Here is a 14,066-nt window from a genome sequence, read left to right as displayed (position 1 = left end):
GCACAAGGGGTCATGGTTCGACAAGCTCACCAACAGACCCTTGTTATCTATGGTTCTACGCATGGAACATCACGAGCAATATCCCCCGCGATGGTTTTGCGCTCTTGCTGATTATTTCATGACGGCTGTCGGCTTTATAGCGTACCGTATCGCCCGCGGCGACCTCCGCTGTCGTCTCGCGCGTACGCACAATGAACGATCCATCAATGGCGCTGAATATCTCCTCGGTGCCGGGGAAATGCGGTTCGGAGATAAGTTTACCTCTCGGCTTGAACGCAAGGGAATAGAGCTCGGTCTTATCGATGTAATGTACCGGCGAGAGTATCGTTATGCGGCATGACCTGTCCGATGAGAACATCTCGGCAGCCTCTCGCTTCGTGACTATCTCGAATACCTTTTCCCCGCCCTCATCGATGAGCTTTTCGATGGATACGTTTATGGCCCGTGCTATCTTCCAGACAGTGGCCACGGTGGGATTGACCTTGTTCTGCTCGATCTGGCTTAACATCGATTTCGATACGCCGCTTCTTTTCGAAAGGTCGTCAAGCGAAAGGTTCTTCGTGCTCCGTATGGCCGCGATGTTCCTTCCGATATCGGGGACTTTACCGCCCATTGCGCACCGCCTGTACGTATTTGACGAAAACATCCGCGTGCATTATACTATACATGCTGTTCAATATAATGAACAAGCCATTCTTTGTCAAGTGTCACACTGTCACCACCCATGAGAGGCATGCATGAAGATGAAAGCGCTCGTGAAATCGAAGCCGCAACGCGGTCTCTGGCTCGAAGAGGTCCCCGTTCCCGCCGTCGGCGTGAATGATGTGCTCATCAAGGTGAAGAAGGCCGCTATCTGCGGCACCGATCATCACATCTATCAATGGGATGCGTGGGCACAGAAGACGATACGCACGCCGATGACAGTCGGCCACGAATATGTCGGGACAATAGCCGCGCTCGGCGAGGGCGTGAAGAATTTCCGTATCGGGGAGCGCGTGACCGCCGAAGGGCATATCGCCTGCGGGCATTGCCGCAACTGCTGGCGCGGAAAACAGCATATCTGCGAGAATACCATCGGCGTGGGCGTGCATCGCGACGGCTGCTTCGCCGAATACATCGCGGTGCCGGCAGGGAATGTGCTCCGCATAAGCGAATACATCGCTGACGATATCGTCGCCGTCATGGACCCGTTCGGCAACGCGACACATACCGCGCTTTCATTCCCCGTGCTCGCGGAAGACGTGCTCATTACCGGAGCAGGGCTCATCGGATGCATGGCGGTCGCTGTCTGTAAATTCGCCGGTGCGCGGAACATCGTCGTGACCGATGTGAACGAGTATCGACTGAAACTTGCCGAAGAAATGGGCGCGACCATGGCCGTCGATCCGCGGTCGTCAAAACTTACCGATGTCATGAAGGAGATCGGTATAACGAAAGGATTCGACGTCGGCCTTGAAATGTCGGGGTCGCCCGCGGCGTTCAATGACATGATAGCGAATATGTACAACGGCGGGAAGATAGCGCTCCTCGGCATACTCCCCGAGACGACAACGGTACCCTGGGACAAGATCATCTTCAAGGGGCTTTTCCTGAAAGGGATATACGGCCGCGAGATGTTCGAGACATGGTATCAGATGGAACAGATGCTCTTAAGCGGGCTCGATATATCGCCTGTCATAACGCATCGGTATCCCTTCGATGAATTCGAGAAAGGGTTCGCTGCGATGGAAAGCGGCGCATGCGGGAAGGTAGTATTGACGATATCGTGAGGGAACGATATAGTTGATGCATGAGATACATCGATGAGTTCCGCACGAGTGCCATCATTCGCCCGCTTGCGGACGCCATACGCACCGGATCGAAACGGCCGCTCTCCATCATGGAGATATGCGGCGGTCATACGAACACGATAATACGCTATGCCCTTGCGGACATTCTCCCTCCGACGATCACGCTCGTATCCGGCCCCGGCTGTCCGGTATGCGTTACACCGATACGGTATATCGACAGCGCTGTCGAATATGCTCAAAGGCCCGGCGTCATCACCGTAACGTTCGGCGACCTCATCCGGCTCCCGGGCAGTGTCAGTACGCTCATGCGCGAACGGGAACTGGGCGCCGATGTACGCGTCTCCTACTCGCCGGCGGAGGCGCTCGTCATCGCAAAGGAGAACCCCGAACGCACCGTGCTCTTCCTCGCCATCGGCTTTGAGACGACGACGCCGCTCACCGCCGCGCTCATCGATGAAGCGGCCGAAAAAAAGATCGACAACCTCGTCGTACTTCCCTCGCATCGCGTCATGCCCCCGGCAATGGCCGCCCTCGTCGCTGACGGCGATATACCCATCGATGCTTTCATCTGCCCCGGACATGTGTCGGTCATCACGGGAGCGCAGATATACGAACCTGTCGCACGCGAACACAAAAAGATCTGCGTCGTATCCGGATTTGAACCCGCCGACATGCTCCGCTCTATCCTCATGATAGTGCGCCAGGCACAACGCGGTGAAGCCGCGGTCGAAATAGAGTATACGCGCGCCGTTACCCGCGAAGGAAATCGCACCGCACAGGCGATGATACAGAAAATATTCGCACCCATCGACGGCGAATGGCGCGGGCTCGGCACGCTCCCAGAGAGCGCGCTCGGGATACGTCAGGAATACGAACGATTCGATGCAGAAAAGCGTTTTGGGCCGGTGTCGACGGCATCGCGGGAGAATCCTGCCTGCGTCTGCGCCGATGTGCTGCGCGCGAAAAAGGTCCCGTCCGACTGCCCGCTCTACGCAAAAGCATGCACGCCGGAACATCCCGAGGGCGCATGCATGGTAAGCCCGGAAGGGTCATGCAATATCTTTTTCCGCTACGGTAAGCGGTGACCGGGGTATGGTCACCGCTTACAAAAAAAGGACGGCGTTACCGCCGTCCTTTTTTTGTCGGATCTTCTGATTCGTACAACTAGCGAAGCAGCTGAAGCACCGTTTGACCGGTCTGATTCGCCTGAGCGAGCATAGCCGTGCCGCTTTGGACAAGGATCTGATCCTTGGCAAAGTCGACCATGTAGGATGCCATATCCGCGTCACGGATGCGGGATTCGGAAGCCTGCATGTTCTCAGCCGCGACCGACACACCCTTCGCGGTGTATTCGAGGCGGTTCTGATAAGCGCCGAGATCAGCGCGCTGTTTCGAGATCTTCGTCAGCGCTTGATCCACGACACCGATGGCCTGGTTGGCTTTCTCGGGCGAGCTCACGGAAACGGTCGAGTTCGTGTTGGCGAACATGACGCCGAGGCCGCGCGCGGTCATCGTACCGATGAACACGCGTTTGCGCTCGTCCATGTTCGCGCCGACGTGGAACCACATCGACGCTGTTGCCGTACCGCCCTGCAGCGGGTTCGCGAACCGGCCAGTGAGCATTTTGAGACCGTTGAACTGTGCATGGGAAGCAACGCGGTCGATCTCGTCGACGAGCTGCGATACTTCGACCTGGATCTGCATCCGGTCCTCAGCGGTATAGATACCGTTGGAGCCCTGGATAGCGAGTTCCCGGATGCGCTGCAATACGTCTTGCGACTCCTGCAGGTATCCTTCGGCCGTCTGGATGAACGAGATACCGTCCTCGGTATTCCGTACAGCCTGATTGAGCCCGCGGATCTGCGAGCGGAGCTTTTCGCTCACCGCAAGACCCGACGCGTCATCACCCGCGCGATTAATTCGCATACCGGACGAAAGTGCGTTCGCACTTTTGTTCACGTCCCAGTGCTTGAACTTGAGGACGCGGTTCGAATTGATCGCGTTCATGTTGTGATTGATGATCATACGATCCTCCTTGAATTTTATATCATAAGGACATCCTTGTCCTTATGTTCAAAATGTATTCAAGGAAATTCGCACAACACCGATATTGTAACTGCCAGATTACGATGAAGGTGTCGTGAGAAACCCTTTATCGGACTTTTCAAAGAGCGTGTACAAAACGCACCGTGCGCGAGCGCACGCTGACGCCCAATAAAGGGCGCCAGTGGGATGCTTGATGCACAACCACGTATCGCCTACGCTTGATCAGACGCCACATCTTATCAGAAGCGTTCGCGGCACGTACACTCACATTATCGGCATGCACTTCCATAAAAATGAGGGGGGCGTGCTGATTTTTTTTGTCTTAAGGAAAGCAGCGGACGGTCGACAATCGGACTAAGGACCAGAATTATGATTACCAAAAAAGAACGGCAATTCCTGATTCTCCTCATCACCATCGCCATCATCGCGGCGATGCGGCTCAATTCTGTGGAACCGGTGGACCTCATCGATACGCCGAGCGCCTACACGCTCGACCGGGGTTTCTACAACGTGGGCTTCTTCGTGTATGACAGCGGCGGTATCTATGTGCGCACCCTCATCGGCATCACCGAGAACATCACGCTCGGGGTATCTGAGACCGTCGATTATGCCATAAGCCCCAATTCGGCCGTATGGCATATCCCCATGGTGATAGCCCGCCTTCGGCTCATGGGCGGTCCGGCGGATGCGTTCCACATCTCGCTCGGCTTCGGCCCGCAGGCGTATTCGAGCCTGGGCCAGCGTCTCGGCGAGCCGGTACAGGGCGCGTATGCCGTCGTCCGCAAGGGGTTCGCCTTCATCGTCCCCGATATATTCCAGTTCTTCACGCTCGGCATCCGCTATCCATTGCTCCCGGAAGCATACCGGCAGCAGAATTTCGTAAGCGGTTTCGCAGGGTTCAGCACGCGTATCGGCAAGGAATTCGAGGTAAAGATCGAGGCGGAGAACATCACGTTCCGACAGGAAGAACCCCCGATATTCAACGGGTCGCTCGGCATGCATTTCACCGAAATGTTCGAAATAGAGGTCGATGTGCAGTATACCTATCGGAACGGTGCACACTTCTTCAATCGTATGATCAAGCTCAATTACTACAATATATTCTACTGAGAACGGGATATACCCTCGATGCGTGATAGAACGGTCGTAGTGCTCGCAGCGCGTATCAATTCCCGGCGTCTGCCGCGGAAGATGCTCCTGCCGATAAACCGCCGCCCGCTCATCGAAATGCTCATACGCCGCCTCAAGCGTTCAAAAGAGGTGGACGAGATCGTCCTCGCCACAACACGCGCCACCTACCCCCATGTGCGTGATGTCATCGAACGGATGGGCATTTCCTTCTTTATAGGGAGCGAAACCGACGTTCTCGGGCGTTATTATCGTGCGGCGAAACGTGCGCATGCCGGCATCGTAGTGCGGGCCACCGGCGATAACCCCCTGGTATCCCCGGAAGCGATCGATATGATAGTACGCTATCATCGTCGTCATCACCCCGACCTGTCGCATTACCTCGGGCTTCCCCTGGGGACCGGTGTCGAGGTCATATCGTTCCCCGCACTCGCCCGTGCACACCGAGAGGCGAAGGACGCCTTCTCCCGCGAGCATATCACCCAGCATATGTACCGCAACCGCGACCGCTATTCCGTGCGGGAGCCCCGGGCGCCCAGGCGATTCTGCCGCGATGACCTCTCCCTTACCGTCGACACCGAGAACGATTACCGAACGGTATCGCGCATCTTCAGGCATTTCGGGGCCGACAGCGAATCGGTCGGAGTTGACAGAATAATCCGCTATGTCGAACGTACCGAGCGCTCGCTCATCGAACGCAGATATTACAAACGCATTGACAATATGCGCGTTTTATGCTAGACTTACCCGCAACGGTCGTCGCAAGCGGCCGGTGAGTAATGATCGTGAAATTATCGTATCTCAGTAAGGAGTCAACGTTATGAAGATCACGGTACGAGCGCTTCTGTCGCTGTGCGTCATCGCGTCCGCGCTTACGGCGCAGCAGGTGACAAAACCGGTGTACGTTGAGAGCCGGATCATGTACAACTTTGAGACGGCCGACGAATGGCTGCCGATAACGGGGAGCAAATTCCTCATCAACGGCAAGATCACCAACGAGAACAACACCGAGCTCACCCTCCCGGACATGAAGCTCTACCCGACACGCCCTGTCGGCATGGGCGTTCTCGGGGACGACTCGACGAACAGTCTCGGCGTAACGGTCTCATGGTTCCGCCGCGGTTACAACTATTTCGACATCACCCCGAAAGTACAGAAACGCATCCCCGGCCGCGTCAAATCGCTTGACGTGTGGGTGTGGGGCGGTAACTTCATGTACAATATGGAAATGCATATCGAGGACTACATCGGCTACGTGCATGCGCTCCCGATGGGCAATCTCCACTATGTCGGCTGGCGCAACCTCACGGTGACCATCCCGACGGCGATACCGCAGGACGAGCCGTATGTCCCCCGCGTGAAAGGCCTTAAGTTCCTCCGCTTCCGTCTCTGGTCCACGCCGAACGAACGCAAGGACCGCTTCCACGTCTTCCTCGATTATTTCAAAGCGGTCACCGATATCTTCCGTGAGCAGTATGACGGCGACAGCCTCGAACAAACGCTCGCCAAGGAACTCGGCGGCGCCGGTGCTGAACAGTACTCGGTACGCTCGCGCGATGGCGCCCCTGAGGGCAAGACCACCGGCGGAACCGGTGGGAAATAAGCGAGACGGGTTAAGGAGATGAATATGAAACGCACGCTTACAGTAATCGCAGTGATAGCAGCGCTCGCAACGATGGCGTTCGCGCAGGGCGCGGCAACCGCCCCCAAATCGTCGCCTTCCGGCGGCGTAACGAACGTCGAGAACGTGACCAATTATGTCGTTGAGAATTTCGAAATGGCTACCGCATGGGAAGCCGCGATGCCGCGCGACCAGGGCATCATAAGCCTCCTTCGAAAAGAAGGCGGTCCGGCGGATGTCCGCTCGAAGGGAGAGGATGCCAACCGATTCATCGTCGGCCTCAAGGTGGAATATTTCCGCACGGGGTACAATTGGTTCAGCGCCGTACCCCCGCGCCCGATAAAGATCCCCGGCATAACGAAGCAGCTTTCGGTATGGGTCGCCGGACGGAATTATGAGCATCGGCTCTATTTCGTCATCTCCGACTTTTACGGCCAGGTGAACATGCTCGGCAATGAGAAGCTCAACTTCACCGGATGGAAGCAGGTGACCGCGCAGATATCGCCGTTCCTCCCGCAGGATGAATATCATTCATCTACGGAGCGCGGCATACATCTCCGCGGGCTTCGCATCGAATGCGACCCGCTCTTCACTCACGGAAAATACTACGTATATTTCGACGATATCGTAGCGGAAACCGACCTGTACCTCGAGAACTTCCGCGATGCGGATGATCCGAGCGACGACTGGTAGCATACCGATCGATAGGAATGAAGAGGCGGATCAATTCCGCCTCTTTTTTTTGGAGTAATGCGTGGAAGCGATAATAACCGTCATCGTCATCGCCTTCGTGATAATATCGGGCGTCATGAACGCGCGGCGCAAGCGCGGCGAGGGAAGCGGGAATGAATTCCCCGATGACGTCGATGCCGAAGAGCAATTACGCAGAGTATTCTCGGCGCCGGTCGAAGAAAGCGCCCCCGCGGAAGAGACCGCCGAAGACGACGAGGCGGTCGCCGCAAAGAACGACTTTGAAAAGCCGTCGCAGCATGAAGAGAACATCTGGGATAAAAAGATAGTCGAGCTGAGAAAGAAGCAGGCTGAGGCCGAGCAATACTCCCTGAAACTGCATCATATCGCCGCATCGTCCGATACGGGTGTGCGCAGAGACCGCCCGCACCGCATCGATCTTTCGCCCGCGGCAATTCGCGAGGGCATCATCTATTCGGCGATACTCGAGCGAAGACGCCCGGTGCGTTATCGGGCAAAAAGGAGCTGACATGAAACAGCGGACAGGTGTGGTATTCCTCGGCATTGTTTTCGTGGTCATCGGCGGCGTCATTCTTGCGGGCAATACCGCAGGGATCCCCGTCGCCAGGCTTTGGCCGCTCTTCATACTCGCGCTGGCGATATGGTTCTCCATCATCGCTTTTACCGTGGAGGGGAGCCGCGGCATACTCATGCCGGCAACGATCCTCACCGTCCTCGCAGCGTATTTCCTCTGGCTCAATTTCACATCATGGACGAATGCCGCGTGGACATGGCCGATATATATCGCCGCACCCGGTGTCGGCCTGCTCGTCATGTCGTTCTTTACGCGCGAAAAGACATTCATCCCCGCGCTCATCCTTATCGGCATCGCAGGCGCCTGCTATGGGTTCTTCATCGCCCGTTCGCATATCGCCGTACCGGCGGTGCTTATCGGCCTCGGGGTGCTTATCCTGATACAGGCGTTCATGCCGAAACGCGTCAAAGACTAGAACGTCACCTGCCTGACAATGCGCAGATGCTCCTTTATCTCCTCATGGTAGGGGGCAAGCTGGAACGCCTTCATAAGGTAGCGCCGTGCATTGACGATATCGCCCTTCTTATGATATGCCCAGCCCAGACTGTCGAAGTATGCGGGGTTCTCCGGGCTCACATCGAGCGCATCGCGGATATGTTTTATCGCTTCGTCGATATCATCCCCTGCTTCCGCCATGATGAACCCCAATGAGTTGTGGGCATTGCCGTTGACCGGGTCTATCGCAAGCGCCTTCTTGAGCGTTTCCACCGCAAGCGCGTATTCTTTGCGTTTGTGGTAGACATAGCCGAGCGAGGCGTACACCTGCGCATTGATGATACCGAGCGAAATGACCTCTTTGAGCTCAAGTTCGGCAAGCTCGAACATGTCACGTACCGCGTAGATATACCCGAGGAGAAAATGCGCCTGCAGCACGCGTACCGGCTCGGTGAGGAGCGGCATGATGCGTTCGAAGAGCGGTATCGCCTTGTCGTACTCCTTCTCATTCGCGTATGATATGGCAAGGTAATACGCCGCTTCCGCGTTCGACGGATCGTTCTTCACTATCGTTTCAAGCTTCTCCGTTGCCGCGGTAAAATCCTCTTCCCGAAGGAGCTTAATGCCCTCGGCAAGGATAGCGTTCCACTGTTCCCGTGCTATCATGATACACCCCGGAAAATAAGATCGTTGAACACCGCCGCTATCCCTGCAGCGGGTGCCGCATACCGAAGCGACAGCGGCGTTACAGAGACATAGCCTGCCTTCACCGCACCGAAATCGGTATCGATGGACCGGTCGCCGTCGGGTATCTCCCCGCGGAATTCGACGATACGGCGCGGACCATCTACGGATACCGCTGAGAGCGAATCCTCGTATGTGCGGTGAGCGAGCGTCGTCACCCGTACACCGCTCACCCTGTCCAAAGGGACGTCCGGAATATTGACGTTCAGACAGAACGGCGCATCGACCGCGTTCTCTCCGCGCATGCGAACCACGATGGACCGTGCGATGCGTGCGGCTTCATCGAATACCGCCGTGGGAAGATAATTATCGAGCGAGAAGGCGATGCCGCTCACACCCTCGATGAGCGCCTCGCGCACCGCGGCGACCGTGCCGGAATAATGGACATCGTACCCCGCGTTCAACCCGCGATTGATACCCGACACCACAAGATCTATCGTGTCTCCGGTGATAAGCCCCGAGAGCGCGGCGCGTACGCAGTCGGCAGGCGTGCTCTCAAGGGCATAGCGGTTGTTCCCGCGATCGGTAAGGCCGAATGTCCTCCCGATAAGCACCGAATGCGAGCAGCCGGAACGCTCCACATGCGGCGCGACGACGTAGACCGTATCGATATCGGAAAGCGCATCCGTAAGCGCTCGTATTCCCGGCGCATCGATGCCGTCGTCGTTGGTGAGCAGTATTGCCATATTCCATCGAGTTTACATAAGTATGGGAAAAATGCAATGCATATCCCCGAGCCCTTGTTGACAAGCACCGTCCATCGCATAAAATGCAGCATCATGGCGGACATCGATGAAGCAACAAAAGCCGCGCTCGTGCGCAAGGGCAATGAGCTCTATAATCAGGGAAAGATACAGGCAGCATACCGATGCTATGTCACCGCTCACTATCAGGCCGGTATAGAAAAGATAGGAGATTTCTACTTCTACACAGAACGGCAGCCGCTCGTTGCGCTCCCCTACTATTTCAAGGTAAAAAGCGACCGCGCGAACAGAAAGGTCGATGAGATATTCGAACGTATGGTATTCGCATTCAAGAAGATACTCCGTGACGACACGCCGGCGGAGAAAGGAACAACCGATGAGCATTGAAGAACGGCTCGCATCGCTCAACTCGAATTTCATGCCGGGGGCGGAGAACTGCATCATCATTCTCGCCGCCGGTCACGGCAAGCGCATCAAGAGCGAACGCTCGAAGATGCTCCATGAGATATGGGGCTTAAGTACGGTCGAACGCGTGTATCGCGCCGCCGCATCGGGGCTCCCGGGCGCGAACACGGTCATCGTCGTCGGCGTGAAGGCCGAGGATGTCGCGAGCGCGGTGGGCAAGCGCCCCGCAACGCGTTTCGCGTTCCAGCGCGAACAGCGCGGCACGGGCGATGCGGTACGCGTCGGGCTTTCCGCGGCCGATACTGACGGGATGAAATACTGCTATGTGCTCCCCGGCGACATGGGCCTTGTCAATGCGGATGCGCTGCGCGATTTCCAGAAGGCGTTCACGGCTTCCGGGAACGATATGATGGTGCTTACCGGCATGTATGACGGACCGGCGGCATTGAACCACTATGGACGCATCGTGCGAACGAAAGAAAGGACAGCGGACGGGAAGGCGACGCGATTTCCCGGCGCCGTCATCGAGATAAAGGAATACAAGGACATCACGGCCCTCAGTGCGGACTACCGCGTTACGTTCAAAGGGGAGTCGTTCACCTACACGAAGGATGAGCTCCTTGCCGCACGCGAATTCAATGCCGGCGTGTACGTGTTCCGCATGGAACACCTGGCAGAACATATCAACGAACTTTCGAGCGACAATGCGCAGAAAGAGCTTTATATCACCGACCTCATCGCTCTGTTCAATCGGCACGGGCGTACCGTAGGTGCCGCCTCACCGAAGGACAGCTCGGTGGTGCTCGGGTTCAACAATAAAAGTGTTCTCAAGGAAATGGACGGCATAGCGAGAAATCGCGTCTACGAGCGGCTGAAAGACATCGTCACCATATCGGATGAGGATGATTTCTTCACAGCGGATGATGTTATCGATGCTATTATCGCGCTCGACGGCAAGGGTATTCCGCTCGATATCGTCATCGGCAAGGGCGTGCATCTGGGCGCGGGCGTCACGGTCAATTACGGTCTCACGCTGAAAAAGAACGTCTTCGTAGAAGGGAACGTCGTATTCGGCAGGAACGTCACCGTGTGGGCGAACGCACATCTCTCCTGCTATCCCGAGCAGACATTGACCATCGGGGATAATGCGGAGATACTCTGGGGGGACATCATCAAGGGGAACATATCCGTGGGCGCGAACACCCGCATCGAAAGTTCGGTCAATATCACCGGGAGCGATGAGTACCCGACACGCATCGGTTCGAACGTGACCATCAAGGGAACAAGTTATCTCTTCGGCTCCATCATCGATGATGATGTCTTCATCGAGCATTCGGTCATCGCACGGCGCACGGTCCGCGCCATCCGAACGCCGTCGGGGGAGATCAAAAAAGTGCGGTATGTGCTCCCCGAACCCGAAGGGCTTGATGCTATAAGCCGCGCTGCGCCCGTTGTAAAAAAATAAAAGCGCATACCGACTTCGGCATACGCTTTATTCCAGTTCCGTTCCTTATCGCGGCGGCTTCCTGTCCGGCGGTTTCGGGGCATCCTTCTCGCGCTCCATTCGCTCCCGCCGCTCGCGCTCGAGCCGTTCACGGTCGACGGCACCCTTCTCCTGCGCTTCCCGCATCTTCTGTTCCATGCGGCCGCGTACGCGCATCGGATCGATATTGTTCGCTTTCATGCGCGCCTGCATGAAATCCCTGTCCCCTTCGACGATACGCTTCATCTCCTGCTTACGCTCATGCACCTTCATATCTATCTCGCGCATTGATCTCATCGCCGGGCCGATTTTCTGCATCATCTCGGGGCTGCCTTTCGCACCTTCGAATATCTTCATATATATGCCGCGATAGCTGATGAACGCCCCCGTCAGCGCCTTCTCCTGCATCTTCTGCATGAACAGCGCATCGAACAGTTTTTCCTCGGATTCGGAAAGCTTCCTCACGAGCTCGCGATTGTTCGCCCGTTCCGCATGCTCACGCGCCTGGGCGACCTCATGCATTTTCTTGAGGACCTGCTTCGTCCCCTCTTCGTTCAAGACCATCATCTTCATCGCTGTCTCAAAACGTTTGTCTATCGCCTTCATGGCCATTTCGGGGTTCTTCGCGAACGCTTCCTTGAGCTGGTCGTTCCATTTCCCGTACTCGAAATTCTTCAGCATGAACTCGCGTTTCTTCTGCATGGGTCCGCCGGCAAGACCCGTCTCCACCCCTTCGTTCTGCGCGAGGGAGACCGTATTCTTGCCGCCCACATCGCCGAGCACATCGACGACGCCTTCCTCCACACCGATGAGGCTCGATCCGTCATCCCCGACGCCGACGCCGAACACCGTGCCGCGCACGGAGGCGATGGCCGACGGTGTCGTCACCTGGAATTTCACCGAATCATCGCCGGTTATCTTCTGTACCTTGGCAACGAGATAGCCGAACAGGAGCGCTATCGTGTTCTTGTTCTTATCGGACCATTCGTCCGTCGGTGTTATCATAAGCTCTGAATTCTCGGCAACATCGACTACGGTACCGTCGATGAAAGAAAGCGATGCCTTTGCGCCCTTCGCGGTGGCGAGCTTCTCTCCGCCGTTGAACACCGCCCCCGGGCGCGCCTCGGAACGTGAACGCTCCTTCCCTGCATCATCCTCAAGGATGACATACACTGCGCCCGTTCGCGCGGTCAGTGTCGCAATAGGGTCGGCCGCTGAGAGCATCGCCGCAGCGACTGCCGCGATAATGAATGAACATCGTATCATATATTCCTCCTGCTTCCTTGTACCGCTGATCGATCGCTCATACGCACGGTTTGACGCGCAGAACTCGTAAAAGTTCTCCGCCCGCCATGTGTAATCCCGCACCTGAGAGTATAGTACACGCCGTCTGGCCCTTTGTCAACGTTTTCAGGGCACCCCATCCAAATTCTCACATAAAGAAAAAGAGAAGCCACGGAAAAAAGGCTGAGAAAGCACAGAGGCTGCGGCGGGGTATTCCCTTACCGCAACACGAACGCCTGATACGCAGCATTCCCTTCCGAATCCGTCGCCTCTACTGAGAACGAGTCCGTATCGAGCGGGGTATCGACCTCGTACTCCTCAACGCTGCTGTCGCAAAGACCGTCCTTGGGGTCGATGTACCGCCACTCCCCGCCGTCGAGAGCGATGCGTACGCTCATGATGGTCGAGAGCGTATCGGACGCCTTGAACGACACCCGTCGGCGGCCATTCACCGCGACATACACAAGATCCCGTACCGTCGGCGGGAGTCTGTCAATGGCAGCGGGCGATGACAGCGAGTAACCGCTCAGGGTGGAACGCTCATCATTGTTCATGCGATCGGTCGCCGTCACCTTGAAATAGTACACGCCTGAAGGCATCTTGTTCGCATCGAACACATACGATGTCTCAGCAAGGTCATCCTTAAGGAGCTTGAACGACTTCTCCCCATCCCGGCGGTAGAACACATCATAGCGCATGGCATCCTCGTTCGCATCATGCGCGCTCCAAGTGACCATTGCCTGGTGTTGGGAAAGCAGCGGTTTCTTCGGCGCATCCTTTGATGCACCCTGCTGATATGCGGTGATGAGCGCCACGCTCCTCACCTCGGGGGCGGAATTCTTCTGTACATACGACAGCATGAACGATTCGAGTTCCGGCGTGCGCTTCGCATCCGCGCTCTTCATCACTATCCGGAATTGGATGAAACGCCCGTCCGGGCTCTCTATCCTGGGGGCGGCCTTCCTGAACGGACTCCATGTCGCATCGGGCAAGAGGCAGTTCCCGCTGCGTGTCTCGACGATCATCTCCGTCGATGACGGGACTTTCGCCTTATACGATATGCTCCCCCAGCGCGAAGCATTCCCTGCGTCGAGCACGTCGCTCGTAAAGTTCCCTTCGGCGCTGTACTCGACATCCATGC

General features: G+C 56.6%; 16 protein-coding genes. 10 read left to right on the top strand and 6 right to left on the bottom strand.

What is annotated here, in order from left to right; all coding sequences use genetic code 11:
* Positions 1 to 55: 55 nt before the first annotated feature.
* Positions 56 to 613 carry a helix-turn-helix domain-containing protein gene (locus tag AABZ39_08775; GenBank protein MEK6794856.1) on the bottom strand — a complete coding sequence of 186 codons (558 nt, stop codon included), beginning with the start codon at positions 611 to 613 and terminating at the stop codon, positions 56 to 58.
* A gap of 130 nt (positions 614 to 743) precedes the next feature.
* On the opposite strand from AABZ39_08775, the gene tdh reads away from it, so the two are divergent.
* Entirely contained in the window at positions 744 to 1,769 is a 1,026-nt protein-coding gene (gene tdh, locus AABZ39_08770) for an L-threonine 3-dehydrogenase (protein ID MEK6794855.1), read from the top strand.
* A gap of 20 nt (positions 1,770 to 1,789) precedes the next feature.
* Positions 1,790 to 2,875, top strand: a complete 1,086-nt coding sequence (gene hypD / locus AABZ39_08765; protein ID MEK6794854.1) for a hydrogenase formation protein HypD — start codon at positions 1,790 to 1,792, stop codon at positions 2,873 to 2,875.
* A gap of 79 nt (positions 2,876 to 2,954) precedes the next feature.
* Here hypD and AABZ39_08760 read toward each other — a convergent pair whose 3' ends face one another.
* Positions 2,955 to 3,815 carry a flagellin gene (locus AABZ39_08760; GenBank protein ID MEK6794853.1) on the bottom strand — a complete coding sequence of 287 codons (861 nt, stop codon included), beginning with the start codon at positions 3,813 to 3,815 and terminating at the stop codon, positions 2,955 to 2,957.
* A gap of 390 nt (positions 3,816 to 4,205) precedes the next feature.
* On the opposite strand from AABZ39_08760, the gene AABZ39_08755 reads away from it, so the two are divergent.
* From AABZ39_08755 to AABZ39_08730, 6 genes are all read left to right on the top strand, one after another.
* Positions 4,206 to 4,946: a hypothetical protein gene (locus AABZ39_08755; GenBank protein MEK6794852.1), complete on the top strand. Its 741-nt coding sequence runs from the start codon at positions 4,206 to 4,208 to the stop codon at positions 4,944 to 4,946.
* An 18-nt stretch (positions 4,947 to 4,964) separates the two neighbouring features.
* Positions 4,965 to 5,705: an NTP transferase domain-containing protein gene (locus AABZ39_08750; protein MEK6794851.1), complete on the top strand. Its 741-nt coding sequence runs from the start codon at positions 4,965 to 4,967 to the stop codon at positions 5,703 to 5,705.
* Positions 5,706 to 5,784: 79 nt separating this feature from the next.
* Complete coding sequence (locus tag AABZ39_08745; protein MEK6794850.1) at positions 5,785 to 6,567, top strand: flagellar filament outer layer protein FlaA; 783 nt, start codon at positions 5,785 to 5,787, stop codon at positions 6,565 to 6,567.
* A 24-nt stretch (positions 6,568 to 6,591) separates the two neighbouring features.
* Positions 6,592 to 7,278 carry a flagellar filament outer layer protein FlaA gene (locus AABZ39_08740; GenBank protein ID MEK6794849.1) on the top strand — a complete coding sequence of 229 codons (687 nt, stop codon included), beginning with the start codon at positions 6,592 to 6,594 and terminating at the stop codon, positions 7,276 to 7,278.
* A 61-nt stretch (positions 7,279 to 7,339) separates the two neighbouring features.
* Entirely contained in the window at positions 7,340 to 7,804 is a 465-nt protein-coding gene (locus AABZ39_08735; GenBank protein MEK6794848.1) for a hypothetical protein, read from the top strand.
* Position 7,805: 1 nt separating this feature from the next.
* The gene (locus tag AABZ39_08730) at positions 7,806 to 8,285 is read left to right on the top strand and encodes a hypothetical protein (protein ID MEK6794847.1); all 480 of its coding nucleotides are present in this window, start codon (positions 7,806 to 7,808) and stop codon (positions 8,283 to 8,285) included.
* On the opposite strand, the gene AABZ39_08725 is transcribed toward AABZ39_08730, so the two are convergent.
* Positions 8,282 to 8,971 carry a tetratricopeptide repeat protein gene (locus AABZ39_08725; GenBank protein MEK6794846.1) on the bottom strand — a complete coding sequence of 230 codons (690 nt, stop codon included), beginning with the start codon at positions 8,969 to 8,971 and terminating at the stop codon, positions 8,282 to 8,284. The genes AABZ39_08730 and AABZ39_08725 overlap by 4 nt on opposite strands.
* Complete coding sequence (gene surE / locus AABZ39_08720; protein ID MEK6794845.1) at positions 8,968 to 9,735, bottom strand: 5'/3'-nucleotidase SurE; 768 nt, start codon at positions 9,733 to 9,735, stop codon at positions 8,968 to 8,970. Before surE ends, AABZ39_08725 begins: the two co-directional genes overlap by 4 nt.
* 93 nt (positions 9,736 to 9,828) lie before the next feature.
* Between surE and AABZ39_08715 the strand changes: the two genes are divergently transcribed.
* Together AABZ39_08715 and AABZ39_08710 are read left to right on the top strand one after the other, a co-directional pair.
* Positions 9,829 to 10,140: a hypothetical protein gene (locus AABZ39_08715; GenBank protein MEK6794844.1), complete on the top strand. Its 312-nt coding sequence runs from the start codon at positions 9,829 to 9,831 to the stop codon at positions 10,138 to 10,140.
* Complete coding sequence (locus AABZ39_08710) at positions 10,130 to 11,623, top strand: NTP transferase domain-containing protein (protein MEK6794843.1); 1,494 nt, start codon at positions 10,130 to 10,132, stop codon at positions 11,621 to 11,623. Before AABZ39_08715 ends, AABZ39_08710 begins: the two co-directional genes overlap by 11 nt.
* A gap of 45 nt (positions 11,624 to 11,668) precedes the next feature.
* On the opposite strand, the gene AABZ39_08705 is transcribed toward AABZ39_08710, so the two are convergent.
* Positions 11,669 to 12,907 carry a FecR family protein gene (locus tag AABZ39_08705; protein ID MEK6794842.1) on the bottom strand — a complete coding sequence of 413 codons (1,239 nt, stop codon included), beginning with the start codon at positions 12,905 to 12,907 and terminating at the stop codon, positions 11,669 to 11,671.
* Positions 12,908 to 13,143: 236 nt separating this feature from the next.
* The coding region (locus AABZ39_08700) for a hypothetical protein (protein MEK6794841.1) at positions 13,144 to 14,066 on the bottom strand (923 nt) is incomplete at its 5' end.

It is taken from the genome of Spirochaetota bacterium (assembly GCA_038043445.1).
Lineage (GTDB): Bacteria > Spirochaetota > Brachyspiria > Brachyspirales > JACRPF01 > JBBTBY01.
The sequence above is the reverse complement of the archived record's forward strand: the minus strand, read 5'-3'. Positions and strand labels throughout refer to the sequence as shown.